This is a genomic window from Brumimicrobium glaciale, from assembly GCF_004152935.1.
GTDB classification, from domain to species: Bacteria; Bacteroidota; Bacteroidia; order Flavobacteriales_D; family Crocinitomicaceae; genus Brumimicrobium; species Brumimicrobium glaciale.
In genome coordinates this window covers 24,510-50,411 of the sequence record NZ_SETE01000008.1, presented here as the reverse complement: position 1 = coordinate 50,411, position 25,902 = coordinate 24,510, and the positions used below count along the sequence as shown (strand labels likewise).

General features: G+C 32.6%; 21 protein-coding genes. 2 read left to right on the top strand and 19 right to left on the bottom strand.

Features of this window, described 5'->3' with window-relative positions; genetic code table 11:
• Positions 1-37 precede the first annotated feature (37 nt).
• The 5 genes from ERX46_RS16220 to ERX46_RS16200 all read right to left on the bottom strand — a co-directional run bounded on the left by ERX46_RS16220 (position 38) and on the right by ERX46_RS16200 (position 4,328).
• Complete coding sequence (locus ERX46_RS16220; protein ID WP_130094919.1) at positions 38-730, bottom strand: ABC transporter ATP-binding protein; 693 nt, start codon at positions 728-730, stop codon at positions 38-40.
• 7 nt (positions 731-737) lie between these two features.
• Positions 738-2,000 carry an ABC transporter permease gene (locus tag ERX46_RS16215; protein WP_130094918.1) on the bottom strand — a complete coding sequence of 421 codons (1,263 nt, stop codon included), beginning with the start codon at positions 1,998-2,000 and terminating at the stop codon, positions 738-740.
• 3 nt (positions 2,001-2,003) lie between these two features.
• Positions 2,004-3,092 (bottom strand): efflux RND transporter periplasmic adaptor subunit, encoded by a 1,089-nt coding sequence (locus ERX46_RS16210; RefSeq protein WP_130094917.1) that lies wholly within the window; start codon positions 3,090-3,092, stop codon positions 2,004-2,006.
• 174 nt (positions 3,093-3,266) lie between these two features.
• Positions 3,267-3,668 carry a VOC family protein gene (locus ERX46_RS16205; protein WP_130094916.1) on the bottom strand — a complete coding sequence of 134 codons (402 nt, stop codon included), beginning with the start codon at positions 3,666-3,668 and terminating at the stop codon, positions 3,267-3,269.
• 138 nt (positions 3,669-3,806) lie between these two features.
• Positions 3,807-4,328 (bottom strand): GNAT family N-acetyltransferase, encoded by a 522-nt coding sequence (locus ERX46_RS16200; protein WP_130094915.1) that lies wholly within the window; start codon positions 4,326-4,328, stop codon positions 3,807-3,809.
• A gap of 271 nt (positions 4,329-4,599) precedes the next feature.
• Between ERX46_RS16200 and ERX46_RS16195 the strand changes: the two genes are divergently transcribed.
• Positions 4,600-9,315 (top strand): T9SS type A sorting domain-containing protein, encoded by a 4,716-nt coding sequence (locus ERX46_RS16195; protein ID WP_130094914.1) that lies wholly within the window; start codon positions 4,600-4,602, stop codon positions 9,313-9,315.
• Between the two features lie 39 nt (positions 9,316-9,354).
• Here ERX46_RS16195 and ERX46_RS16190 read toward each other — a convergent pair whose 3' ends face one another.
• The 10 genes from ERX46_RS16190 to ERX46_RS16145 all read right to left on the bottom strand — a co-directional run bounded on the left by ERX46_RS16190 (position 9,355) and on the right by ERX46_RS16145 (position 22,254).
• On the bottom strand, positions 9,355-10,860 hold the full coding sequence (locus ERX46_RS16190; protein WP_130094913.1) for a hypothetical protein: 1,506 nt from the start codon (positions 10,858-10,860) through the stop codon (positions 9,355-9,357).
• Positions 10,861-10,953: 93 nt separating this feature from the next.
• Positions 10,954-13,311, bottom strand: a complete 2,358-nt coding sequence (locus ERX46_RS16185) for a zinc-dependent metalloprotease (protein ID WP_130094912.1) — start codon at positions 13,309-13,311, stop codon at positions 10,954-10,956.
• Positions 13,312-13,462: 151 nt separating this feature from the next.
• Entirely contained in the window at positions 13,463-13,855 is a 393-nt protein-coding gene (locus ERX46_RS16180) for a YdeI/OmpD-associated family protein (protein WP_242494589.1), read from the bottom strand.
• A 43-nt stretch (positions 13,856-13,898) separates the two neighbouring features.
• On the bottom strand, positions 13,899-14,276 hold the full coding sequence (locus ERX46_RS16175) for a hypothetical protein (protein WP_130094911.1): 378 nt from the start codon (positions 14,274-14,276) through the stop codon (positions 13,899-13,901).
• Positions 14,277-14,554: 278 nt separating this feature from the next.
• On the bottom strand, positions 14,555-15,151 hold the full coding sequence (locus ERX46_RS16170) for an alpha-ketoglutarate-dependent dioxygenase AlkB family protein (protein ID WP_130094910.1): 597 nt from the start codon (positions 15,149-15,151) through the stop codon (positions 14,555-14,557).
• A 91-nt stretch (positions 15,152-15,242) separates the two neighbouring features.
• Entirely contained in the window at positions 15,243-15,725 is a 483-nt protein-coding gene (locus ERX46_RS16165; protein WP_130094909.1) for a YdeI/OmpD-associated family protein, read from the bottom strand.
• Between the two features lie 97 nt (positions 15,726-15,822).
• Positions 15,823-17,046: a Kelch repeat-containing protein gene (locus ERX46_RS16160; RefSeq protein ID WP_130094908.1), complete on the bottom strand. Its 1,224-nt coding sequence runs from the start codon at positions 17,044-17,046 to the stop codon at positions 15,823-15,825.
• Positions 17,047-17,977: 931 nt separating this feature from the next.
• Positions 17,978-19,150 carry a serine hydrolase domain-containing protein gene (locus tag ERX46_RS16155; RefSeq protein ID WP_130094907.1) on the bottom strand — a complete coding sequence of 391 codons (1,173 nt, stop codon included), beginning with the start codon at positions 19,148-19,150 and terminating at the stop codon, positions 17,978-17,980.
• Between the two features lie 438 nt (positions 19,151-19,588).
• Positions 19,589-20,401, bottom strand: coding sequence for an alpha/beta fold hydrolase (locus ERX46_RS16150; RefSeq protein ID WP_130094906.1), 813 nt, complete (start codon positions 20,399-20,401; stop codon positions 19,589-19,591).
• A gap of 71 nt (positions 20,402-20,472) precedes the next feature.
• Positions 20,473-22,254: a UvrD-helicase domain-containing protein gene (locus ERX46_RS16145; protein WP_130094905.1), complete on the bottom strand. Its 1,782-nt coding sequence runs from the start codon at positions 22,252-22,254 to the stop codon at positions 20,473-20,475.
• Between the two features lie 269 nt (positions 22,255-22,523).
• Here ERX46_RS16145 and ERX46_RS16140 point away from each other — a divergent pair, with 269 nt between their 5' ends.
• The gene (locus tag ERX46_RS16140) at positions 22,524-23,093 is read left to right on the top strand and encodes a hypothetical protein (RefSeq protein WP_130094904.1); all 570 of its coding nucleotides are present in this window, start codon (positions 22,524-22,526) and stop codon (positions 23,091-23,093) included.
• A gap of 152 nt (positions 23,094-23,245) precedes the next feature.
• On the opposite strand, the gene ERX46_RS16135 is transcribed toward ERX46_RS16140, so the two are convergent.
• Genes ERX46_RS16135 through ERX46_RS16120 form a run of 4 tightly spaced genes read right to left on the bottom strand, consistent with a single transcriptional unit; the run spans position 23,246 to position 25,704 of the window.
• Positions 23,246-23,902, bottom strand: a complete 657-nt coding sequence (locus ERX46_RS16135; protein WP_130094903.1) for a DUF2490 domain-containing protein — start codon at positions 23,900-23,902, stop codon at positions 23,246-23,248.
• Positions 23,895-24,572, bottom strand: coding sequence for a DUF4956 domain-containing protein (locus ERX46_RS16130; RefSeq protein ID WP_130094902.1), 678 nt, complete (start codon positions 24,570-24,572; stop codon positions 23,895-23,897). The genes ERX46_RS16135 and ERX46_RS16130 overlap by 8 nt, the downstream gene beginning before the upstream one ends.
• Positions 24,550-25,323 carry a polyphosphate polymerase domain-containing protein gene (locus tag ERX46_RS16125; protein WP_130094901.1) on the bottom strand — a complete coding sequence of 258 codons (774 nt, stop codon included), beginning with the start codon at positions 25,321-25,323 and terminating at the stop codon, positions 24,550-24,552. Before ERX46_RS16125 ends, ERX46_RS16130 begins: the two co-directional genes overlap by 23 nt.
• Complete coding sequence (locus ERX46_RS16120) at positions 25,324-25,704, bottom strand: peptidase associated/transthyretin-like domain-containing protein (protein ID WP_130094900.1); 381 nt, start codon at positions 25,702-25,704, stop codon at positions 25,324-25,326.
• Positions 25,705-25,902: the final 198 nt, after the last annotated feature.

Sequence of the window (25,902 nt, the reverse complement as noted above, 5' to 3'; positions counted from 1 at the left end):
TAAATCTCAAATTTTAGAATCCCTTAATCCTTTAATTTTAAATCTCTTCCATTTTATCTTTCAATATATATCCATCTTCCATTTCAATGATTCGGTCTGTTTTTGCTGCGAAATCATGATCATGTGTAACCACCAACATGGACATGTCAAACTCGTCGCTTAAACTTCTGAGCACATTGAAAACGATTTCAGAATTCTTACTGTCTAAGTTTCCTGTAGGTTCATCGGCCATAATAATTTTTGGATTATTGATTAAAGCACGCGCAATGGCAACTCTTTGTTTCTGTCCTCCTGAAATTTTTGATGCTTTTTTGTTTGCTTGGTCCACAATTCCCAATAAATCTAATTTCGCCAGCGCATTTTTTTCTATTGTTTTCCTGTCCTCTTTACCAAGTTTGAGGGCAGGAAGCATCACATTTTTAAGTACCGTAAATTCAGGAAGTAAATAATGAAACTGAAAAATAAAACCAATTTTCTCATTTCTTATGCGCGATAAATCATCCTTGGATTGATTATTCATGCTTTGTCCATCAATTATTAGATCTCCTGTATAGCTTGTGTCCATAGTAGAAAGAATATACAGAAGCGTTGATTTCCCGCAGCCTGATTTCCCCATTATCGAAACAAACTCCTTTCTTTGAACTTGCAATGAAATGTCTTTTAGGACGTGAAATTTCGTTGGTGTTAAAAAGTATTTGTCTATATTTTTGGCTTCTAATATTGAATTCATAATCTTATTATTGTCCTCTAATTATATCGATAGGATCTATCTTTTGCGCTTTTTTTGCGGGTAAATATCCAGCCAGAAAAGTCGAGACTGTTGCGAAAATAAAACCTAAAATGTAAAAGTTAGGATTGTAATTTATTGGATATGTTTTGATTGTCGGTAAGGCTTCAGTTTCAAACTTAATATTGTCAATCAAAACAGAACCGCCATATCCAATAGCCATACCTAAAAATGCACCGATAAACCCGATAACTAAAGCTTGAAGTATGAAAATATACATGACATCTTTTCCTGTAAATCCAGTTGCTTTCAAAATGGCAATATCATTCATTTTTTCATAGATGAACATATTGAGAATGTTGTAAATTCCAAAACCGGCAACAATGAGTAAAGTAATGGAAACAGCATAAGAAATCAGTGTTCTTATATCCGATCCAGTATCAAATTGAGCATTGGCGGTGTTTATATCCAAAGCTTCAACGTCGTAAATGTTTTCAATCAGTTTAGAAAACGGGACAGCTTTTTCAATATCTTTTAGTTTAACATGAATTCTGCTAATGTAATTTCCTCCTGCGCTACTAATTTGTTGGGCCATTTTCAGGTTTACGAAACTTTGAATATCGTCTACTTCAGCTAATCCACTTTGGTATATTCCTCCAATATTAAGCGAGAAATTTGTTCCATTTGTGCTGGTTATTTGAATATTATCTCCAACAGAAAGGGATAGTTTTTTAGCGATTCCAGAACCTAATAATATACTGTTCTTCTTTTTAATTAGGCTGTTAACGTCGCCTTTTACCACGTATTCATTAAAGTTGAAAAGTCTTATTTCTTCATTAACTTCAATTCCGCTAATGACACCATTCAAATTGTTAGATCCCGATAAATAAAATACTTTACATGTCGTTTGAGGAGTTGCACCCAAAACATCATCATTCTTTTTAAGTTCAGAGAGAATAGGTAAAGCATTATGAATTCGGTCTAATCGACTTTTGGGTTTAATGGAATAAATTTGATTGATATTGCTGACTTCATCAAAGTATTTATTTGCAGGTTGATATTCAGTTGGCGTCGTTTTATTATAAATTTGAATATGTGGAGTTCTGTTTAAAACTAGGCCATCCAGAAGAATATTCAATCCAGTCATGAAGCTCATCATGATAATAAACATTCCAATTCCAAATGTAACTCCAAGTGCAGCAACAAGAGTTTGCTTTTTCTTGGCCAATAAATGCGTTTTTGAAATATCCAGAATTAGTCTCAGTTTGTCCATATCCTATGGTTTAATCAATGTTGTAGTCGAATCAATTCCTGATAATATTTCAACAAATTCCAAGTTCTTCATTCCTACAGCAACATTTTTCTCTCCTTCTAAAGTCATCACTCTATTGTTTGGAAGTAAGAATTCAGCAGGAATAACCAACGTGTTTTTTCTTCTTGAAACTATAATATTTGCTTCTCCTGCTAATCCATAATACAACTTATTCGGTTGTTTTACAAATACACTTTCCACCCTGAAAGTTTGACTCAAGTTGTCTTTTTTAGGATAAATTTTACTAACAATTGCTAGAAAGACTTCATTTGCATAAGCGTCTAAAGAAATCAAAACTGAATCTCCCAGCTTGATTTTTGTAATATCAACTTCATCAATATCCATTTCAATGATAAATTGATCGTGACTTCCAATTTCAGCGAACTTTTCTTGTGTACTAATAAAATCTCCCTCTTCTTTTAGAATAGAATAAATCTTACCATCCATTTTAGAGCGAATATTTAAGTCGGTGATTTCGTCCTTTTCTGTTTTAATTTGATTCAACGCTTTTTTGTAAACATTTCCAAGATTGCTTTTAGATTGTTGGAATTTCTGTTTTGCTAATTCAAGCTGAATTTTAGTGTTGTCATATTTTAATTTGACCAATTCGTAATTGGCTTGTGTACCAACATTACTCGCCAATAATCTTTGCTCTCTATTGAAATTTATGGAATCTTGTAATAAATTTTCTTCCAAATTTTTTATTTCTAACTGAATATTTTTGAGCAGATTATTACTCCCTAAATAATTCGATTTTGCTTCACTCAAATTGATTTCAGCATTTTCTAATTGTACATTCACACTTATAGTTGGTGCAATTTGAAATAAGATTTGATCTTTTTTAACCAATTCACCTTCCTTAATGAAAATGCTATCAATTATTCCAGAGCGCAATGGTTGCGAATTGTAATAAACTTCAGGAGTGATTTTTACTGAGCCATAAACTGACTCTGTAATGTTACTCTTTTTAGGCTTTATTTGATTTTCACTTCCTTGATGATTGCATGATGAAATCACGAAAATGACAAGGATTACTGAGATATATTTTTTCATTGTTTTTCTGAAATAGACAATTGCTTAAAAGTGGAAGGAATCTTTGTTTCAAATATTTTTCTGCACTTTTGAAATATACCTCTAAGTTGCTTATTTATTTATTAGGATGCAACACTAAAAACATGAGTTTTATCAGTTATGCCTTTTTGGTTTTTTATTGGTCGCTTAAATATATTATTCTGATTTTAAATCTTTTTGAGAAGCAATTGACCAATAATTATCAGCGAGATCATAAAATGAACCACGAACATCAGATTCACCCTTTTTTTTGAAAGGTGCTTCAATTATTTTGCAACCATTTTCGATAGCTAAATGAAAGGTTTTAAAAACATTAGGAACATAATAATGAAGCATAGTTTTGTGTGCTGGGTAAATATCAGTGCTATTACTGATCATCAAAACACTGTCATCTAGTTTTAGTTCTATATGTGCAATTCTTCCATTGTCATGATTAAATCTGCGCAATTCTTTTGCATTGAAAATAACCTTAAGCAATTCCACTAAATTTTCTGCATCATCAACTATTAAATAGGGTGATAAAGAATTGTAATCTTTGGGTTTAAATGTTTCTGACATAGTTGATTTATTAAATGTTAAAGCCTTTCAATCAAAAGTAATTAAAAGCGAGTGAATATTAATAAATGAGTTTTAATGAATTTTTTTAATTGATTATCAACTAAATAGACTCAGTTTTGATGATTTGTAATAATCAAATTAACCCCAGTCTTTTTTATCGATACTAAAAATATTAAAATCGCCAATTGTTTTTTCTAGTGTCATTCCGTTTTTTAGCGCCACTTTTTCTGAGCCTATATTCTCAATATGAATCATAGAAATTAAAGATTCTGAAAAGTTATTTTCGAAAGCATAATCTTTGCACAATGCTGCTGCTTCAGATGCATAACCACAATTCCAAAACTCAGGAAGTATAGAATATCCAATTTCTAATCGCTCTTCATTGTCAATATTTTGAATTAATAAACCACATTGTCCAATAAATCGATTTGTTTTATTGTTGATCATTACATTCATTCCTCCATTTCCTAAATCATATCTATTCAATGATTTCTCAAACCATTTTTCACACATTTCATTTGGAGACAGTTTTGGGTCAAAGTCTAAGTATTTAGCAATGTTTTCGGATTTAAATAATGGAAGCCATTTATCAAAATCATCTTCATGGAGAAGTCGAAATTTCAACCTTTTTGTTTCTTGATTTGAGAGGAGGTAATTCATTTGATAAAAATAATATATTCTATCATTTATTGTTAAGTAGTCTCTTATTTTAGTTTTTATTTGTTTTTGTATGAAAGTTAAATATTTTCTACTTTTCAACTATACCAAGCAATTTTGTGAGAAAAGCCTCTAGTCTAGAATGTTTTTATTCATATGTCAAAGGCAATCAGTAGAATATGTTCGTTTTTAACAAATAACAATTACGTTTTTTAACTAAATTATGTATATTTGTTTTTTACCTAGATCGCAATATAAATTTTAACCTATCCAAATGAAAAATCTTATATTAATATTATTCTTATTTTCTTTAAGCTCAACAGTCTATTCAGCTGATCGATATTGGATTGCCTCGTCATTAGGTCAATGGAATAATACAGCCAATTGGTCAGCAACAGATGGAGGTCCTGGAGGCGCTTCTGTTCCTTCAAATGGAGATTTCGTTTATTTCAATGCTAATGGATTAGGGAATTGTAATTTGGATGTAGCCGCTGCATTTGATGGAATAAACACAGAGAATTACTCAGGTATCATTGATTTAAGAGGCTTTTCATTTAACCCTACAGTTTCAGGAAATGAAGACTGTAGTTTTTTAGGAGGAACGATAAATGATTCTCCAGGAACTTCAGAGATTAATTATTCAACTTCAGGGCGGACTCGATTCCAGAATGTTAAATTCGGCGCTATTATTAACATTGAAAGCGGGAGAATAGAATTCAATGGAGGTGTCTTTAATGCTATTGTTACTGCTGAGCAAACTGGATCAGCCATCACAAATGGTGACGGTGGATGCATATTTACTGAAAATACAATTATAATTAATTCAGGATCTAGCCGATTAATTTTAGGCAGAATTAATCCCGATGAGTTTCTAAAGGATTTAGATATTATCAATAGTGGATCTGGAAGAATATTTTTAGCTGAGAATAGCTCAGGCAATATTGTAACGGGTGATCTAAAAATTACTGGAAATGGTTCTTCAGAGGCTATCATTTTAAGCGAAGATGAATTTAGTTCATTAGCTGTTGCTGGAGATATGACTGTTTTAACTACTTCATCTGCCAGTAATAGTTCTATTACTATTGGAAATTCTGGTTCTGTAAGCATTGCTGGAAGGTTGGATGTGACACAAAATGCAACTGGCGATAAGTCAAGAATTTTTATTGCCAACGCTGAAACATCAAAAGTTTCTGTTAATGGAGTATCAAAATTTATAAATAATGGAGTCAATGATGACACGAGAACTAATATTGGATTCAGAGGAGATGTGAGTTTTGGCGATTCTCTAATTTTAATCAATAATTCAACATCTAGCACGAATCAATTTATATTGAATCGTAATTCAGGAAGTAGTAATATTTATAATGGCCACATAGTAGTATCAAATACCCAGTCTGACGGTGATGGAGTTTATTTTGGAAATGCGGGTGGTTCAGGAGTTTTGGCTGCTAATAGACGTGTTTCAATTGGTTCTGGTGGGTTTGTTAGTGGTAAACTTCGTTTTGGGAATTTTAATCAGACTGGTACAACTGCACAATCCCTAACCTTAACAGGAACAGCAGAATTAAGTTCTGAATCTAGTGATTGGGGTGGGGATTTTAATGGAGTTGCATCGGGTGTAACTACCCATTCTTCGAGGTTTCATGGAAATACTTATATTGAGAAAACGGGAAATGAAACAGATGACTCCAAAGGAAATAACTTTTTTGATAGAAATGTAGTACTGAAAAACTCTGGTAAGGGTCGTTTCATTATGGGAAGTGATAATCCAGATGTCTTTCAAATGAACTTGGATATTGATAATTCTGGTGAATCAAACATATTCATAGCTAACAGTAGTGCAAATAATATCATAGTTGGATATTTATCTATTAACAACGATGGATTTGGTTTAGGGAGCAATATAGTTAGGATTGGTAACGACGCAGTATCTAGTATAACTATAGGTGGCGATGTTTTTATTAAAAATGTGGGTAGCGCAGATAATAGTAGGGTCTTTTTTCCTCATGCTGGTGGTATTGTATTAAATGGTGATTTGATTATTGATAACTCACCACAGGGTAAAGATGGTGAGGTTAACCTTTCCGCCAGCTTAAATAGTTCATTAGCCGTAAATGGAATACTTAATTTAATCCAAACTGCAAATGGAGGAGTTACAAAAAGGACATATATTGGTGAAAGAGGTTCGGTAGTTATAAATGGCAATACTTCCATTTCTAATAATTCTGACGCTAATAATAATTTCGTTCTTATAGCTGATAAAGCAACGTCAAGCGTTACTTTTAACGGTAATGTTGTTGTTGAAAATACGCACATAAACGGGGAAGGTGTGCAGTTTGGTAAGAGTGGAGGAACTACAAGTTTAGCTAATGGGTTTACTTTAACTATTGGTAGTGGAGGTTTTGCAACAGGAGAATTAATTATTGAAAACCTCACTCAAACCGGTCTCACAGCGCAAAACATTACATTAACAGGGTCCGCTAGTTTTGAAACTATTGGTTCTAGTTGGGAGGGTGATGTAAGTTTTATTAGTCCTAGAATTATATCAGAAAACACCACGTATAGAGGCTTAAGTTACCTTGAGAAAAATGGTGCTATTAACGATAATAGCGAAGGAGGAAATACTTTCGAGAGAAATTGTATAATAAAGAACACCGGATCAGGTCATATTAGAATGGGAAACTCTAGCTTTGATAGATGGGAAGAGAACTTGACTCTTTTGAGTGAAGGCGATGGTGATTTAGCGATTGCTTACGGAGCATTTGGAAACTTTATTGCTGGTGACCTTACTGTTATGGCATCCTCAGGTGCAGGAAGTGCTCAACAAGTAGTTATTGCAAACCAAATTACCTCCTCTTTATCTGTAGGAGGTAACACCACTGTAATTAACAATTCGAATGGTGTAAGAAATGATGTCATTATTGGTGAGAATGGTAAGGTATATTTTATCGGTGACTTAGAAATAACGAATTCATCTACCTCAAATAGAGCTGAAATCATTCTGGCTAAATCAACAAGTGCAGAGATAACAGTTTCGGGAAACACAACAGTCTTAAATTCAGGATTAGGAGGTAATATAAAACAAATTTATGTTGGGAACAGTGGAGATATAAGATTTATTGGATCACTTAATTTAACCCTGACTTCTAATGCCTCGGATGCTGAGATTTTCTTAAATCATGATATAGGTAGCGAGAATGTGTACTTTCAAGGTGTAACTATAAACGCACCATCTAGTTTATCAGATGGAGTATATTTTGGAGCAAACGGTGGAACAGGTACTTTGTCTAGCGGTAGTAATATTTCTATTGGTCCAGATGGTTTTATCGCTGAAAATCTATTAATGCAAAACCTTATTCAAATGGGGAGTACGGCTCAAGTTATAGAATTAAATACAGGAACGACTCGTTTGGAAAGTAATAATTCAATTTGGAACGGTGATGTAGTTTTTCGCAGTCCAAAGTTGTTTTCAAATAATTCAACTTATCATTCTTCTGCGATACTTCATAAAACGGGAGCTGATAATGATGAAAGTGATGGAGGAAATACTTTTTATGGAATTACTGTGTTAAGGAATACAGGGTCAGGTGATTTTAAGCCCTCTAATGTGATAGGTAACACTTTTAATGAAGACGTAACTTATGAAAAAGCTGGTACAGGTGACATTTTACCAACTTATAACTCGACAAGTAAATATGCCAAATCAATTATAATAAACTCTAACGATGTCATGGTTTTTGGGGCGTCTGGTGGCGGAACGGTGTCAATGAATGGGACAGGACCTCAATTTATCTCTGTGGTTGGAGCTACTCCAAAACCGGAGTTCGCCGCATTTGAAACTTCAAACCCAAATGACGACATTACATTAAACACTCCAATAGAAATAATAAATTTTCTCGTCTTGCTTCAAGGGAATATTAATACAACAGATATAAATATGCTGTTTATGTCGGATAATTCATTTGTAATTTCTGTTTCAAACAACGCTTTTGTAAATGGGCCAGTAACAAAAATAGGAAATGATTTGTTTACTTTTCCAGTCGGTAAAGCTAATTTTTATAGACCAATAAGAATGGCTTCAAAACCAGATGACATTTCCGCTCAATTTAGGGCTGAATATTTCCCGCAAAATGTTGTTTCGAGTGGTACTCCAAATAGTCCATTGGAAATTTCAATATTCAATATTAGCTCCTGTGAATATTGGCTTTTGGACAGATTGGCATCAAGTAGCTCAGTTGTTGTAGAGCTTTCATATAGAAATACGGTGCCTGGAAGTTGTAGTGGAGTTGTTGATCAATCTACTCTTTTGGTAAGTCGATGGAATGGAAGTCTTTGGGAAGATTTAGGAAATGGCGGAATATCTGGAAATGCATCAAATGGATCGGTAAAATCTTTTGGAGCTGTTCCTGATTTTAGTACGTTCACCATTGGAACAACAAATGATGTCAATCCTCTTCCTATTGAATTAACTGAGTTTGAAGTTAAAAAGCAAGATGCTTCAGCAATGGTAAACTGGACAACTGCTTCAGAATTGAACAATGACTATTTTGATTTAGAACGTTCAACAGATGGATTTAATTTTGAATCTATCAGCAAGCTTGATGGTGCTGGAAATAGTACTCACTTGATAAATTATAATCACCTTGATAGATATCCAGAAGCTGGAATCAGTTATTACCGATTAAAGCAAGTAGATTTTGATGGTAAATTTTCCTATTCAGATATTAAATCAATTTTGTTTGATGATATTGGTTCCTTGAATATTTATCCAAATCCTTTAAATACAGGTCATGATTTAATGATTGCTTCAAATCAGGTGATCTCTTCAATTGAGATTATAAATGAAACAGGGCAATTGATTCGTAGTGCCAAATTTGATGGAAAACAGAATGAAGTTAAGCTGAGCAATTTGAGCTTAACTTCAGGTTTTTACTTTGTGAAAGTTTATTCTGATATGAACTTGGAGGTTGAAAAACTAATTGTTCGATAGGAATATTGATTATAGCGAATAGTTTACTCGAAGGGCCTTTCATTCTTTATTCCGAATCCATTTTTGAGAGATTGTAGTTTTAAATTTCATAAGAAAATACCCAAAACTCACTAAAACGAGAGGAAGAATGGGGAGAGAATAGCGTTCTTCAATACCTCGTTGGACGAAAATGAGAAAGAAAACGTATATCAATAAGGCGTAAGAAAAGATAGATTTCAGATGAATTGGTGTTTTGAAAAATAAGCTAAAAATCAAAGTCACAAAAGCCAATACATGAATTGAAAAAGCGAATAATCTAAAGCCTTCCATTAGAAAGTTTCCTCTGAATGTTTTTTGGAAAATGTAAAAAGATAAATTCGAGTGAAATGCCAATTCTTTAAACACCTTTATTGGACTTGAAATATAATATTGAAACCAGAATTCTTTTTTGAAATCAGCTGTTAATTCATTAATCTGTAGAATTGTTTTTGTTTCAATTTCTGGAATTTCTTGAGGCATTGGTAGCCTATTCTCATAGTAGTATTTTTGATTTTCAATTGAAAGTTGATAGTTACTAAACATTGTCTCTATTTTGTTTCTATCTAGTTTTTCTACTACTTCATCAGGAAAATGACTAATGATTTTATCGATATCTTCTTGACTAGCATTGCCATGAATGGCTGAACTCCAGAATGGGCCGACATAAGAATGGAAATCCGCACCGATTTCTCCCCAACCTTTGCATAAATCCCAAAGCGCTTCATGTGTTGGGCGAAAACTAGATTGACTATTTTCAGGATAATAAATAGGATTTAATCCTACAATTTGATTGGTGATATTGTAATTCCTTACCTGCCAAACGATCATTCCACTAGAAGCTATAAGACCAACGAGTATTAATTGCGTAAAAAACTGTTTCTTTCTTTTCCAGAAATCTGCATAAATAAAGAATGGAAAAGCTAGACCTAAAATAGCCAAGACAGGGCGGGTAATAAAGAGAAATGAGAAAATCGCAGCAGCAATATAGTAGAAGAGAAGTTTCGCTTTATGCCGATTTTCTTCTTTGGCCCGCATTAAGAAAAACACAAAGAAAATAACAAGTGCTGGAGTAATAGCTTCTGTTAATGTATAATATAGAAAACCAGAAGCTAGGTTGGTAACTCCATAAATTCCCGTAATTAAAATGGCGATTTTCTTAGATTTTATATATCCAAAGGCAATGAAAAACAAGCAATAGACAGATAAAGCAAAAAGTATAAGTTGGGTTGTTTTCACAGCTTTTACTGCGTTTTCTATTTCAAGGAAAGAACCATAGAATACAAATAAAGAAGAATAGCCTGGAGGACGTAAAAAGTATGATCCATCTCCAACCATATTATTTTTTAACTCTCCAATTTCTAGGTAGTTCTGTGCAGGACGAATATAACTCACATCATCTGCAGTAATTACGGTTTCATTGTATCTTAATTCAACGCTGTCTTTCTTTAAAAAATGGATGTTTAATTCATTAAAAGCAAAAGCGCTGATTAAAGATAAGAGGCTAATTAGGATTGCTGTTTTTTGCATGTGTTTATTAGACGTGTTGTTTATTTTTCACTAAAATAACATTGAAAATCGTTTGATTTCAAAACACCCTTTAATTTTAATATTATTTATTTTTCAATTCGACACTATCAATTTTTTCCTTACTTTCTGATTTGAATCGAAATCAGTAACAACAACATAATAAATCCCGTTTGATAATTTAGAAATATCAAAAGTGTTAACATTTTCTTCTGTCATCATCAATTGACCTAGCGCACCATAAATCTCAGTTTTGAATTTCATGCTTTCAGGTAAATCAATCGTGAATGATTCCTTCGCTGGATTTGGATAAATATTTATGGAATTTCCAATCAAATCAAATTCAGAAGTACTAGTTGTCTGTTGAATAGCAAAGTCTTTTGTGTTTATATCAAAATAAATATTATCAACAGGCATAACTTTGATTCTAGCCGTTGTCGTTGTAGGAATGTCTGGAATAGTAACTGCTGCAGAACCATTGTTTGGTGTGCTTTGTGAAAGCACAATTGGATATGTATAACCGCCATCAACTGACAATAAAATCTTCACACTTTGTGTGTTAATTGGAGGAAGATCTGTGTTGTTTACATTCCAAGTAACCATTTGGTTTGACCAAACATCATAAACAATTCCAACTGTATTTTGACTTGTCACTTCAAACGGGCCTGCATCTGCAACCGTAATTTGTATATCATCAGAATTTGTTCCACTTGCATTGATCATTTTACCATTGTAGAGCATTTTATGATTGTCATTCACTGTCAATCGAATATCCATAATTCTGCGTTGAGTAGGTAATTGCTCCTGTGCATTGGCATTAATATTTGCTACAACATCGCTCATTTTTGGGAATGTTCTACTAGAAATAGTGTCAGGAAGTAAACGCATGAAAATTGCTCCTTGAGAATCATCTCCTACAGGAATTGATTGTGGTAATCCAGGATTCATATTGTCCCAAACATAAGTTAAGGAATCGTTGAGATCAGTATCAACGGCAGTTCCAGTTAAAGTGAAAGGTGTACTTATTGGAATTGCATGATCTGAACCAGCGTTAACCGTTGGAATAGTATTTCCAGTGGATATTTTAGTTCCTTTATTAGGAATTGAATTAACCAATAGATTTGATGTTTGATGATATGAAACGCCATGTGCATGGCCTTGTTGATTTCCCCCTTGAATTGTCCAGGCTCCATTTTCAGTTTCGTAATTATTGTTGTTGGGATGATTTATAGTATGAGATTGCGAAAACTGATGTCCCATTTCATGTCTTGTTACAGGAATATCTAGTCCACCAGAAACACCACTTTTTAATCCTCCAGCGCAACCTCCGCCAAAAGGACTTCCAGCGACTACATGACTTATATCGTAATTTGAATCACCAATAATACTGTCAATAACTTGTACCTGGTCATTTAAAATAAGTCCGGCATTTGTGCATCCTCCAGAGCCTGGTGGTAATGTCTGCCATGGATCAGTTGCCGGATCTGAAAAGATTAGGAGGTCATTATTTGGAATAAGTTCAAAGCGAATGGCAAATTCTCTTCCATAAATATCATTTATTGTTTCTAACCAATCTTCCAATAATTGAGGAATCGCACTTGCGCCGCCATTTTCTTGCGTAAATTCTCCATTTGTAGAAACAGCTAATCTCAAAACGCGAAGTGTATCTCCTCTTTTAAAGTTTTTATTCAAATAGGGAGAAGGACAGTAAGGTATTACAGTTGAGGCATTATCAGGATAAAAATTATACAATTTTGGTGATCCATTAACGTTATGAATTTGATCATAAATAGCATCTGTAGTATACTCAAAATCAAATAAATTAGCCACTTGATTCATAGGGTAAAGGTTTAGATTCTGCGGCCAACTCCATCCTAATCCTGCAATGAAAATTGAGCTTCCATTGCTTACGAAATTATCTAAAACGGTTAATTCAGCAGCTGAATAAGGTTGTGTTCCATTCCAGTCATTTCCTAAAATGAGAATATCGGTATTACTGAGCGCTGCCGCTGTAATACTTCCAACAGGAGCATTGAAAGTGTAGCCAGCACCGATTAGTTCAGATTGTATAGCGCTTGAATTGAAATTATCAATCCAACCTTCTTTCAAAGTAACTCTTTTTGTAGTAGAATTCAGCCAATTCATCGCTTGAATTAGAAACTGTAAATTATCACTTTGATTATAATTGTTATTGGATAAAATTCCTTCGTGACCAATAGCGATAACTCGCCCGCTTTGATGTTCAGTTGCCACAGCAAAATTGAGTAAAGGATTTTCACATGGACTACTCGATACAATTGCGGTAACATTTGCATTCAATGGAGAGATGTGTCCTGGAACTGCACCTGGGATGTAAAGTGTGTCGATGTTGGTGAAAATACTGGATAGATTTTGAGACAAAGCGATGTTGCTAAAACCTATGATTAATATGAGAAATAGAATTTTAAATTTCATAAAGTGTTTTGTTAATTATCAATTTTAACTTGTTGAATTTTGAAAATCAATTACTGAATAATTTAAAATTACAAATAATTTATTTAGTGCTTTCCTCAACTGATTCAACCATTTAATCCTCTCATTAATTTCAAATGATATAACTGAAAAATTACTCCTCTTTCCATTTACCTTTTTCTTTGGCTATTTCTATGAATCTCATTCCATGTTCGGTCATTAAACCCTCTTTTATCATTCTTTCTGCTCGTTCAATATTTCTATCGCACCAATTGCTTCTCTTAGGATTTCTTGGTGTGAAAGTCAAGTAATAACTTTCATCATCGCGTTTTTTGCACAGACTATCTATCCAACCAAAACACACAGCTTCTTCGGTTGCCTCAATTAGACTTACACATTTCTGGGTGCTACATTTTTTATGGAGAATAAGCCATACATTCTTTTGTACTTCTCCATTTTTGGCCAACCAATTTCTCCAACCTTTTCTGGTTTTATAGTAAACAGCTGGTTTTCCGTCTTTCATTTCCATATTTGTGTAGATTTTCATTAAGGTTATTGTGATAATTAAATGAAGTTATAAGATATTTATCTCATTCCAACCAACCATCTTTTTTATAAAGTTCAACACCTTTTGAAATCATATTCTGAATTTCATTTTCTAATTCTTCGTCTAGATATTTTATATGGAAACAAGATTTTCCTTTCTTGAATTTTTTTAATGTTTCTGATAAATTTTCAAATTCTTGTGGATGTGTATAAGCAGGGAAGAAATATAATCTCACATCTTTTTCTTTTGGAACAAGACTTGAAAAGTAAATTCCTTCAACTTTCTGCTTTCCTTGATAGGTTTCAATAGTTCCCATTAATTCAAAATTGGCTGGTTTATTGACCTTTACTTTTAATGGACCTAAAAAGCTTTCAAGTGTCTTTTTAAGTTTTTCTCTAATTTCGCTTATATCTTTAATCATGGTGCTTGTTTAATCTTCTATTCAAGAATCGATTATCTAAAGTAAATATAAAATTTAAGTTAGAAGCTGTTAGCGTTGTGTAACGGATTTATCAAGGGAATTAAAAAACTCTACTTTGACTTTCTTTAATGGTCTCAGAAATAGTTGAAAATATGTGCTTTAGTGCATCTAGTTTTAGCTTATAAAAAGTTTTATATCTAAATATTGTGATATTTGTAGGATTTTATTCTCATTTGAACCTATGGAACTTATAGTCCATAATGGTTCAGTTTCCTCTGCTAAACATCAATTGTCCTAAAAGTCAAATTAACTCTTGGTGTCTTTACCTTTCTTGTAGGAGGCAAGCGGTGCAGCCAATTGGTTTGAGTCGTTCCTTTCATCACCAATAAACTTCCTTTTTCTAGAATTACAGAAACGTTTTGTTTGGATGCTTTATGTTTGAATAAAAATTTCCTTTCTGCACCAAAACTCAATGAAGCAATAGCGCCATTTTTCTTTAAATCTTTTTCGCCATCGCTGTGCCAAGCCATTCCTTCTTCGCCGCTGTGATAAAGGTTAAGTAGACAAGAATTATATGTTTCACCAGATTTTTTCTCGATGATTTCCTTCAATTCTATAAGTTCTTTAGTCCATGGCAAAGCCGATTTTGTTGTTTTCGAATACGTATATTCAAAAGGTTTGTCGCCGTACCAAGCTACTTTTCTTTTGGTGATGATTGTCTTACCGAATATGATGGCTTTATCGTTTTCCCATTCAATGTTTTCCATTAACTTTTCGAAGTAAACTTGCGCTTTCTCTTGATTTATCACTGGGCCGTAGTAGTTTACTTCTCCATCAAAAGGTAAAATATTTGTATCGTCATTAAATAAATCCATTTTTTTAAATATTTGATAATGCTTTAATGTAATGTCTTTAGGTTCTTTAAATATTAAAAATCAGCTGTTTTACAATCTAGTTATCTTTCGTTTACGGCGTATCTCTACCAATAAATCTTTCATTGCCCAAGAGATAATTTATTGCTCTTTTTACATTCATATCAATGCTCGCTTCTGTTTTTAAAAACGAAATGTATTTCACTATTTCCTTTTGACTTGAGGGAGTTAACCCTTCAAAAACTTTGAATGCTTCTTTATTTTCCTTGAATGCTTTGGTTAATTTAGGATGAGGTACAACAGTTCTCTCGTTTGGATCAAATTCAATTTCTACTTCTATTAATTCACCAATTCTTTTGGGCGAATCTTTTAGCATGACCATATTTATATATAATCGCCATTCGCCACTATATCTCAATAATGTTTGTTGATATTGTTTTCCATTTACCGTTCCTCTTACTGGAATAATCCCCTTGTTTTTATCGGATTCTTCGAAAATGGTATTCAATATTTCAAGTGGGACAAACACGAAAGGATTTATTCCTATGATTTCTATTTTGGCCTTGAATTTTCTCATTTCTTCAGTGGACTAATTTACTACTTCTCAATCAAAATAAAAAGAAGCCCTATGAAGAGCTTCTTTAAAAGTTATTTTATGATTAGTTACTTCAAATTTAATGCTTAATAAACTTTATCCGTTCAACTGTTCCTTTAGCTTTTATAATATTCAAAAAGTAAAAACCTGCGTTCAAATGAGAAGCATCAATTTTTCCTCCTGAATAATTTTGTTTGAATACAGTTTGACCAGCGCTATTTGTAATTTGAATCGTTGCATTATCTTCTGAAGAAATTCCATTCAATTGAATATTTGAAATTACTGGATTTGGATAAAGTGTAATTTCAGAAAGTTTGTTTTCGGTTGTAACGCCAACATACGTAGCTAGATCAAAACTCCAAAGATCATTTTTTAAACCAGCATTTGAGCCATTTCTAACTTGACCTGCTCCGAAATAGACAACATTTCCAATTGCAAAAGATCCAGGAGCCCATCTGCTTAAGCCCGGATGAGGTGGGAGCTCATTCCAAGCATCATTTTGATAATCATATTCCCAAAATTCTCCAGATGGGATTGAGTTGTGGTTATCTCCATCACCGCTAATTATAAATCCACGGTCACCAATGCTGAGCTGAGTTCCAGCAACTCGACCTTCCGCTGGAAAGTCATTTAATTGAACCCACGTTTCAGTGGCAATTTCCCATTTGTACCAATCTTTAAAAACCTTTGTTCCTGGTCCATTTCCATGACCTAATCCGGTATAAACATCTCCATCAGCGGAAAACATGTAAGGATGGTGCCTTTCTAAACCTGGAAGATCTGGAAGTTGACGCCAAGAATCGGAAGCTATATTGTATTCCCACCAATCTTTCATATTTCCGTTCACATTATTATTTCCCATTCCCACGAAGAGCAAACCATCTTCAATTACAAAAGTTGGATGAATACGTTTTGCACATGGACAAGAAGCCAATTCCGTCCAAGCATTAGTTGCAGGGTCGAATACCCAAAGATCGTTGAGGTAAGCATTGTTTGCCCCAAATCCGAAACCCATGTATGCTTTACCATTCCATGTATCACCAATGGAAAATCCACGGCCTACTCCAGTAAAATCAGGTAAAGTCGCCCAAGTATCTGCTACAGGATCATATTCATAAAAGTCAGTGGTTTCATCTACTAAATCTGTTGAACCTGTCACCATGTAACCTTTACCATCAAGCGAAAAAGAAACGGGGTGATGTCTGCTGTCTCCTGGATTACTTGATTTTTGCTGCCATGATTGAGCGTTTATGGTTCCAAAGAAGAGTAATGCTGTAAAAAGTGCTGTAAAATTATGTTTCATAATCTGATTTTTAGAATTTTAGTTTATAATTTTAACTAAGATAAAAAATAATTCCTTAAAGATTTGACTAAGATTCGATATTTCCTGATAATCTATTGAATTGTCACTTTGGTAGATTTTAAGGTACAATAAATTATAAATTGATTAACATTTTTTGAAAATCTAGAAGATGTTTAGGTAAGATGGCTGAAATTGAATTATTAAGTAGGGCTACCCCTTTAAATCGCAAAACCATTTATTAAACTTAATCTAACTAGAACCTTACAAGAGTATCTATTTATAAGTTCTTTGATAAGGTTTAGCTTTTATTCAACAAGTAAAAGAGATCCTTCGCAAAACACAAAAACAAATTTTTATGTTATCGCTTCAGGATGACAATGTTTAATGTGGTCAGTGGCAAAAAGCGGGTGGCAAAGGAATGGCGTTCCACGCCATTCCTTTGCCACCCGCTTTTTGATCGTACAACCCACACAATCGTCATCCTGATAATCTATAAAAAATTTTGATTTTTTTGGATTGAAGGATCTTTTTTTAGTACGTTAACTAATAGGTGTTTATTGTATGGTCGATGGTCTCTGAGATACTGCGACTTAAATAGGTAACCCTATTATTAAGTTAAGATCTTAATAAACGTCACAAATTGATAGTATCATTTGAAATAAAGTGTTTTTAACAACTAAATTAAAGCTTATAAAACGTTGGTAATAGGTAGTGAAGAGTGGAGAGTTAAATCCATTAATCAATTTAATCAGCGCGTTACTTATTGTTTTACGCAGATTGTAATGATCAAAAAGATTTAAAAACTATTTCTTCACTATCAAAGATGTCCAATTCTGAGTTGAAATATCGTGCAGTATTATTGGTATATATGAATTCAGATAGCTTAATTAGCTTCAATCCTAGAATCATTGAATTTTTAATCCATAAATCTCTACAATTTCAATCCCAATTGATACCCTTCGGAAAGTAAATCTCTCAAATCTACATCACTTCGATTTGTTAGAATAATTACCCCCATATCTGAGAAAGGACCGACACCAACAATTGTAGATGCTCCTTTAATTGATCCATCATCACCCCATAAGAAGTTAATAGGATCCAACAGGAAAACATGGAATCCCATTTTATTATTGATTGATGGAATTTGTTTAGAAAACATTAAATCAATTGTGTCATCATTCAAAAGATGGGTTAAGTTAAATTCCCCATCATTAGCAAGTGCAGAGAAAAACTTCATCATATCTCTACCTGTCGATCTGAGTCCACCACTAGGATAATGTGTAAAAGCATAATGATCGATTGGACTAAGTTGATTATTCACATAATTATAAGGCGTCACTAGCGGGAAATTGGATTGCTTAGCCTTATTTAATTTCCAATAAGACTGTGTCATTCCCATAGGAGTGAAAATAAAATCTTTACAATAAATATGGAAATCTTGACTTGAAATTTCTTGAACTAAAACTGCCATTAATGTACTTGCTGCATTAGAAAACTCATATTGGGTACCTGGTTCAAAATCTTTAAAATTCTCTGACGCATTGTAAAAACTACCTCCCGGAATTAAGTATTCTTCAGCAAAATAATCAATAGGTAGTGGACTGTCATATCCATCATAGTAAAGGCCATCTAAAGCACTTCCATCTGCTATTCCAGAGGTATGCGTCAGTAGCATTCTGAATGTTATGGGTGTAGCAGAGTTAGGATTGGAAACAGTAAAAGGGAGGTGATCATTAATAGCATCATCTAACCCAAAATGTCCATATTCATATAATTGAAGTAGGGCAGTGGCTGTAATTATTTTTGAGGCTGATGCCATTAAAAATAAATGATCTTTTGTGAGGTTTTCGTCTTCTTGAATGTTTGCTTTCCCCATTTGTTTATCATAGAGAATTTCATCTTTTCTGAATATCGTTACAGAAATACCAGGAATATTGAGCGCATTCATTTGTTCAGAAAGATAGGTGTTGAAGGCAACAATATCTTCATTTAATGGTTCCGCCGGAGTATCAGGAATAACAATTGGATCAAAAACTCTTTTCTTACAACTTTGAATTGAAATTATTGAAACGATTAGTATGGGGATAAAAAATAATTTTCTCATTTTGCTATCTTGTTTTTAGCAGGGTATTTACAGATTTCGGAGATTATCACCGACATCCTTTTGGTTAATCTATCCTACAAAGCTAAATATAAATTTTTGCAATAAAGATTAATTCATTAGATGATTGATGTTTAATATCTTATTCTCTTTTTTTTCTAGGGGTAACTAAATTTTTCAGGGGCAAAGTAACTTACTTTAAAAGTACTTGAATAATCTCATTTGATAAAAATGTCAATCCATCATAATCAGTATTACAAAGGCTGGCGATTCTCCCATTTCGTTCGTTTAATACAAAATTTATGGTTGTATAGCCCCGCCAGCTTGGTAATATATATCTTCATTATTAATTCCTTTTCTGTTGATAAAATCAAACTCGAAATTTGATTTTTACTATTCTTTAAAGTATGTGGTTTTGTCATCAAACATTAAATTCCAATCTCAATTCAAATAATCTATAATTGTTTCAATTACTTCTTTTGATCTCAAAATACGAAAATGGCCTGTCCCCTCAACTTCTTTAAATTCAGATTCATTCCAGTTTTTGTGAACGTTTAATGAATATTTTATAGGGATAACTTTATCATCTTTATCATGAATTATTAAAGCCTTTTTGACAGATATGAATTTTACAAATCCGCTTACATTAAGTGCTTTCACATTCATTTTTGTTTCTTTTTCTAATCTTTGAATTAAGCGCTTTCTTACTTTTGTACTTATTCCAACAGATTCTGAAACTTCATCAATTCGCTCAATAAATTTATCTGGTGTAGTAAGTAGTACATATTTATCTATCTGTAAATTAGAGTTGTTATAAAGAGCGAATGTTGTTGCTACTCCACCAAAAGAATGGCTAATCAGTAGTTTAATGTTGTTTTTTTGGATCAAAGTGCCCACCAAATCCGAAAATTCAAACAAGCTGGTTTTTCCCTTACTGCTATATCCATGAGATGGTCCATCAAAAGCATAAACTGTATATCCGTTCGATAAAAGTTGTTCAATAATATCTGAGAAATTTCCCGCTTGTCCTTCCCAGCCATGTATTAAAAGAATCTTTTTATCACCACCTTTCCAAGTATAGAGCTGAATATCGAATTCTTTGAAGCGCATTCTTTCTTTCTCAGCTTTGTCTAAAGTTATTAATTCGTTTTCGCGTAATTTCCTCACTTGGGGATTAGTAAGTTTTTTGTATGCGAAATTTGCAATTATTCCAGGAAATAGAAGAGATGCAATCCGAATTGATTTTTTTTTCATTATTGCGGTGTTAGAATTTAGGTGAAGAAATTGTTTAGCTTCTTACAGCATGCAATTTAGTAAAATTATTTTTAACCATACATTTCTTCCAACTCTAATTTATTGATTCTCGAACGAATAGCTTCTTTTGTTCTTTCAAAATGTTTGGAAATATCGCGTAAATTTACACCTTCACAGTACATAATTGTTAATTCATCGTCTAAATCAGTAGTCCATGGTCGATATGCTGCTTTAAAATCTTTTCTTCTTTTCTCAAGGGAATATGCTTGATCCCCTTTTTCTATTGCGTTGTTTATTACTTTTTCTAAATCTGATTTTTCAGCTTTTTCTTCTTCACTTTCAACACGTAAAACTCGAATTTGAGACGAAGAAGGAAAATCTTCTGGCATCAGTGTCTCTGGAATATGAATACTGTTTTTCGTTCGTGTAATGGCAACATAAAGCAAGTTGATTTCCTCATTTATTTTAGAGAAATTTTCTCCCTTGGATTTTACATCAGCTTTAAGTTTCTCAATTTTCTCTTCGGTTATGAAATCATTCACAATTTGTATCGCGTCATACTCCATACCTTTGCACCTATGAACAGTAGAGAAGATCATTTCTGCTTTGTCTTTTTCATTATCTGCAACATGTTTGGCTTTGATTTTCTTTAGAATATTCGGGATTTCATTTCCATATTCTCGAACTATTTCAATCATTAAACCCAGTTGAACATCTTCCGTTTTTTTGATGTAATCCTCTAAGTCTTCCAAGCTATTCATTTGCTTGATTAACTTATCTCGAATTAATCTGTTTTTTCCATTATGGAGATTCAAAACATCATATAAAGAGGCTCCTTCATCCGCATAAGTGTATGAATTGATATTCCCTTCAAAGTAAATGTGTTTTATATTCTTCTTTTCTGTGACATATTCAATAGCTTTAAGTAAAAGTCCAAGATTGGTGCGGGCAAGAACCGCTTTAACTTTAAATTCCTTGGTTTTTCCTTTTCCGTTTATACTAATCGGTTTATAATCGCTAAAATGATTTTTCCAATTTAAAACCTGCATTCCAAGATCAGCAATATCTTGACTAAATCTAAAACTTGTTGAAAGATGGTAGGTTTTAAAATCTGCCTTTTCTAATGAATTTACGGCATGTCGCCAACCATAAATTTGTTGATGTGTATCTCCCACAATAACTTTACAGGCTTTTTGATTTAGGAAAGCACTTAACATTGCTGGGGATGCATCTTGACCTTCATCGAAAAGGATATAATCATAATTGAGTTGTGGATTTGAAAGTTGAAACTTCTTTAGATAAAAATCATGTGTCACTTCAATTTCACCACTGTCCATTTTACTCAACAGCAATCTTGTTTGTTTCTCAATGAATTTGTAATAAGTTTTTACAAATATCTTTGCCTTACGGTCTGAAACAATGTCCAGATAATTTAATTCTTGAATTTTTGATTTGTCACTATTACAGAAATAAGCAATGAATTTATTGATGTGATTTGCAATAACATATTCCGTGTGCTTTTCTCCATTTCCTTGAATTTTTAGAATCTCAGCAATATCATAAGTTTGAAATCCTTGGGGCCTGACTTTGTAGCCATATTTGAAAACAATGTTTTTGTAAGCTAAAGAATGAGCTGTTTCAACTTTAACATTTGTGAGGCCTTTTTCATGAAACCTTTTCATGGCTTCTAGTTTTACCGATTTATTAAAAGCAAGATAAAGAATTTTGCTTTTTCTCGGTCGGGCCTTTGCGTATTCAATTACGGTCGTTGTTTTTCCCGACCCAGCAACGGCATTAATTTTAATGTTTCCCGTTGAATTTATTATGTCATATTGTTCCGTTGTGAATTCCATTTTACTTGTTGATTTATGTGGCTAGTTGAAGGTCGAAAAATGCTCAACTTAAATAAAGATACAAAAAAAATCTACTTTGAAAAACATGTTTGATATTTTACTTTGCAATCAGTATAACTTTATTTAAAACTCAAATAGATTATAAATTAATGGTAAACAGATGTTTAATATATTTTATTTGGTTCTAAATATTAATTCTATGAATTTCCATGCTAAATATTGAATAATCAATTATTTTCGAAGTTCATTAATTACAAAAAATTACTACTATGAAAATCTTATTTATAAGTGCAGCTGTTGTTGGATCTTTATTTTTTAGTTCCACAAATTCAATCGATGAAAAAGTGGCTGAAATGCCAGAAATGTCAGTTGCAATCCATCAAAAAGGTCAAGAAGAATTAATATTTTTGGAAGCTGAGAAAGCATTCTTTACAGCGGGTGAAAAGTTGATGGGTCACCAATCAACTTTTAGAGTGAAAGGGGCAGAGGCTCCAATTAAAATTACTTCAGGTGAAGATTTAGTCTTTTATGTTCGGGGTAAAATGAGCAAACAAAATGTACCTTTTACTTTAGCTAAAATGGATATTGTAAAAGACAAAAAGAGGGTTATTCAAAATACTCCAAAAAACAATCCAGACAATGATATTCCAATTCAACGTGTTGGTTGTGATGGAAGTGAAGTGAATAAAAATTTGAGAATTATTAAACGAATTCCCTCCAAAGGATTAGAACCTGGCGTTTATGGTGTCGTTTTTATGTCCTCAACAATGAAATCATTTCCTATGAATGCCGAATCGCTGACTACAGATGTTTACTCTTTTGAAGTTCTTGGAAATTGAAATCTAAAATGATCGGGTTTTACTTTGTGCCTGCTCGTAAAATGATGATTCGCATAAATTGATTTCTTCAAATGAATAGCGTCTTTAATGATTCTATTCATTTGAAGTTTTATTAATCCATCCAAATGATTTTGTCTAATAATGATTAGGACTTAAATGTCTAAACTATAACCAATCCCGTAAATATGACCTTGCTTGAGATTTTTAGTATTGAACTTATTCTCATAAATGTAAAATACCTTAATGCTACTTTTTTTGTTCAAATCAAATTTTGATCCTGCAGAAAGTCTTGATCGATTAAAAGCATAAACATCATTCAATTGATAATGTAATTCGAAGGAAATAAAAGGTCTAATGTCTTTCTTTTTGTTTTCTATCTTATATTCTAAAGTAGTTTTGTTCCGAATATAGGTAGGATTATTTCTGTCGCTAGGTGCTGATTCTATTTGATATTTAATCCTATTTTTTAATTCATATTCGCCAAACTTAAATTCATATTCTAAACCAATATCGAATCGGTGACTTAATTCATAGCTATATTCTTCATAGTCATTATCTCTTGAATAGCGATAGCCAATACCCCCTGAAAACCTTTTCGTAAAATCATATTCTGCTCCAAATTCTCCTAAAACTTTATCCGTATGAGTGAAGTTTTCATCTAATCTATACTCTGTGCCCAAAGTGAATTTAAAATCATTAAACTCCTTACTAATAGATATGCCTGTCCACAATCTTGCATCACTTACCACTTGTGACTGTGCAAAGACCGGGAGCATCAATAGGATGATATATGGAAAAAGTTTACTCATTTTTGTTGCTTATGAATGTATTTTCAATGGATACATTTGAGTTTTCATCTTCATAATAAAAAACAATAATTCTAACAGTATCCTTTAAGAAATCAATTCTCCCTATTTGAACTTGGTGAATGTTTAATCCTGTACGATCTTTTAAATCAGCAATTAATAGTTTGTGGTTTTCTGGCTTTACGTTTTCAATTTTTTCGTAGACAATCTCTTTTCTAGATTCGTGTTTTAAAAGGAACACTTTTTCAAGTAAATATGTGGCCAATACAATCGTTCCATTCACTAAAAGTAATTCGGCTAAACTTACTTTTTGATCAGACAATGAGTTAACGATAGCAATCGCTATAATCATGAAAAGGTAAGTCATTTCCTTGATTGGTAGCTGTTCTGTTCGGTATCTTAAAATTCCAAAAATAGCAAACAATCCAAATGCAAATCCAAGTTTAAGTTTTACTCCATTTAATAGAATACAAACAAAGAAAATGAGAATATTGAATAGGAAATAAGTGAATAAATAATCCTTTCTTTTGTGAATAGGATAGTATATTTTTCGAATAACAATAAAGGCTACAATTAGGTTAATGGAAAACCTAATGAGCATTTCAAAGAAGCTATCAAAATCAATAATTTTTGATCCTAAGATTGGAATTTTAAGCAATAACAGTTCTATCATTTTCTAGTTTATTTATTTTTAAAATATGTTCTTTAAATTTGTTTGATTTCACATTTTTGTTAGTCAAAACGGTACCTATACAATATTTACTCATACTGCTTTGTCGAATGTGCCTTCTTTTCATTACACGAATAAAGTCAGAATTTGCAGTAGCTTTTTCTTGCTTTACTTCAGCAATAATTAAGTGAGGAATCTCTACTTTTTCTCCTCCCTCGATCTTACTAAAACCGATATTTAGGTCAATGGTTAATCTTTCTTTATCTACTCTGTGAACTAAAGTTAACCGAGAAAAGCTATTCCATAATGTCGGTACGAGATCGTCAGCATTATAAAAGGAATTTTTATTTATAAAATCCTTAGACACCGAACCTAAACTGTTTTCAATGGCTGGACTTTCTAATCTTGATTTATTGGTCTTTCCTTTATTCGATTTGAATTTAACCTCTAAAAAAGTTAAATTTGAATCAATATACTCCCTAAATCGAATTTTAAGTCTATTCAGTTTTCCGTTGTGATGCGTTATATAACTTGATAAATTTTTGGTGTCATAGTACAACGTTCTGTAGCTATTTATTCTACCATATTCTGTGGAAAGTACCCTGTAATTGGGTCTTATTTCCTCCAGAATATCACACAATATATTTGAATTAAAGATGAACTTTGTGTCCGCCCTGTTGAGCAATTTCACAGTGTCCATTTCTTTAAGTGAAATAGGATCAATTTTTTGAAGTATGTGATTTAGATTTTCCAATTATTTGCTTACCTCAATTGTTCCAATATCTTTTGTTTCTTTTTTACCTAAAGTAACAGATTTGAAAACGGGCTCTAAACCAGACGGATTTGTCGAAACTTCACTGTATGAATAAACTTTATAAGTCCCTTCTCTTAAGTTTTTGAATTCGAATGAACCATCATAATTGGTTTTCATGTCCTCATCATAGGTTTCATTGTCTTCACCATAAATGATAAAAACATCATAATCTGGAATGAAATATTCTCCTTGATTATTTCCTGATTTATCAGACATAAAAACCTTTCCGGTTATGGAAGATCTTCCACCTTCGCCAGCTTCTTTTTTACAAGAGAAAAGCGCTAAAAGGCTTACTAAAAAAATTATAGAATACTTTTTCATTATACAAAGACGGTTGGTGTTCCTGCGAAATTAATAATTATTAACTAATATTTAATGTTCAAGAAATGTTTTTTTAATAATAAAGATATGTAAGCCAAGCGTCTTCGTCTTTTTCTTACGATAAAGGTGTTTTTGCTTTTTTCGTATAATGAAAGTAAATTTTCACTCTTTATTCAATGGGCAAGGTTTTTGCATGAA

Coding starts and splice junctions, on each gene's coding strand:
- ERX46_RS16220 (WP_130094919.1), bottom strand. CDS start 730: ATGAATTCAATATTAGAAGCCAAAAATATAGACAAATACTTTTTAACA.
- ERX46_RS16215 (WP_130094918.1), bottom strand. CDS start 2,000: ATGGACAAACTGAGACTAATTCTGGATATTTCAAAAACGCATTTATTG.
- ERX46_RS16210 (WP_130094917.1), bottom strand. CDS start 3,092: ATGAAAAAATATATCTCAGTAATCCTTGTCATTTTCGTGATTTCATCA.
- ERX46_RS16205 (WP_130094916.1), bottom strand. CDS start 3,668: ATGTCAGAAACATTTAAACCCAAAGATTACAATTCTTTATCACCCTAT.
- ERX46_RS16200 (WP_130094915.1), bottom strand. CDS start 4,328: ATGAATTACCTCCTCTCAAATCAAGAAACAAAAAGGTTGAAATTTCGA.
- ERX46_RS16195 (WP_130094914.1), top strand. CDS start 4,600: ATGAAAAATCTTATATTAATATTATTCTTATTTTCTTTAAGCTCAACA.
- ERX46_RS16190 (WP_130094913.1), bottom strand. CDS start 10,860: ATGCAAAAAACAGCAATCCTAATTAGCCTCTTATCTTTAATCAGCGCT.
- ERX46_RS16185 (WP_130094912.1), bottom strand. CDS start 13,311: ATGAAATTTAAAATTCTATTTCTCATATTAATCATAGGTTTTAGCAAC.
- ERX46_RS16180 (WP_242494589.1), bottom strand. CDS start 13,855: ATGAAAATCTACACAAATATGGAAATGAAAGACGGAAAACCAGCTGTT.
- ERX46_RS16175 (WP_130094911.1), bottom strand. CDS start 14,276: ATGATTAAAGATATAAGCGAAATTAGAGAAAAACTTAAAAAGACACTT.
- ERX46_RS16170 (WP_130094910.1), bottom strand. CDS start 15,151: ATGGATTTATTTAATGACGATACAAATATTTTACCTTTTGATGGAGAA.
- ERX46_RS16165 (WP_130094909.1), bottom strand. CDS start 15,725: ATGAGAAAATTCAAGGCCAAAATAGAAATCATAGGAATAAATCCTTTC.
- ERX46_RS16160 (WP_130094908.1), bottom strand. CDS start 17,046: ATGAAACATAATTTTACAGCACTTTTTACAGCATTACTCTTCTTTGGA.
- ERX46_RS16155 (WP_130094907.1), bottom strand. CDS start 19,150: ATGAGAAAATTATTTTTTATCCCCATACTAATCGTTTCAATAATTTCA.
- ERX46_RS16150 (WP_130094906.1), bottom strand. CDS start 20,401: ATGAAAAAAAAATCAATTCGGATTGCATCTCTTCTATTTCCTGGAATA.
- ERX46_RS16145 (WP_130094905.1), bottom strand. CDS start 22,254: ATGGAATTCACAACGGAACAATATGACATAATAAATTCAACGGGAAAC.
- ERX46_RS16140 (WP_130094904.1), top strand. CDS start 22,524: ATGAAAATCTTATTTATAAGTGCAGCTGTTGTTGGATCTTTATTTTTT.
- ERX46_RS16135 (WP_130094903.1), bottom strand. CDS start 23,902: ATGAGTAAACTTTTTCCATATATCATCCTATTGATGCTCCCGGTCTTT.
- ERX46_RS16130 (WP_130094902.1), bottom strand. CDS start 24,572: ATGATAGAACTGTTATTGCTTAAAATTCCAATCTTAGGATCAAAAATT.
- ERX46_RS16120 (WP_130094900.1), bottom strand. CDS start 25,704: ATGAAAAAGTATTCTATAATTTTTTTAGTAAGCCTTTTAGCGCTTTTC.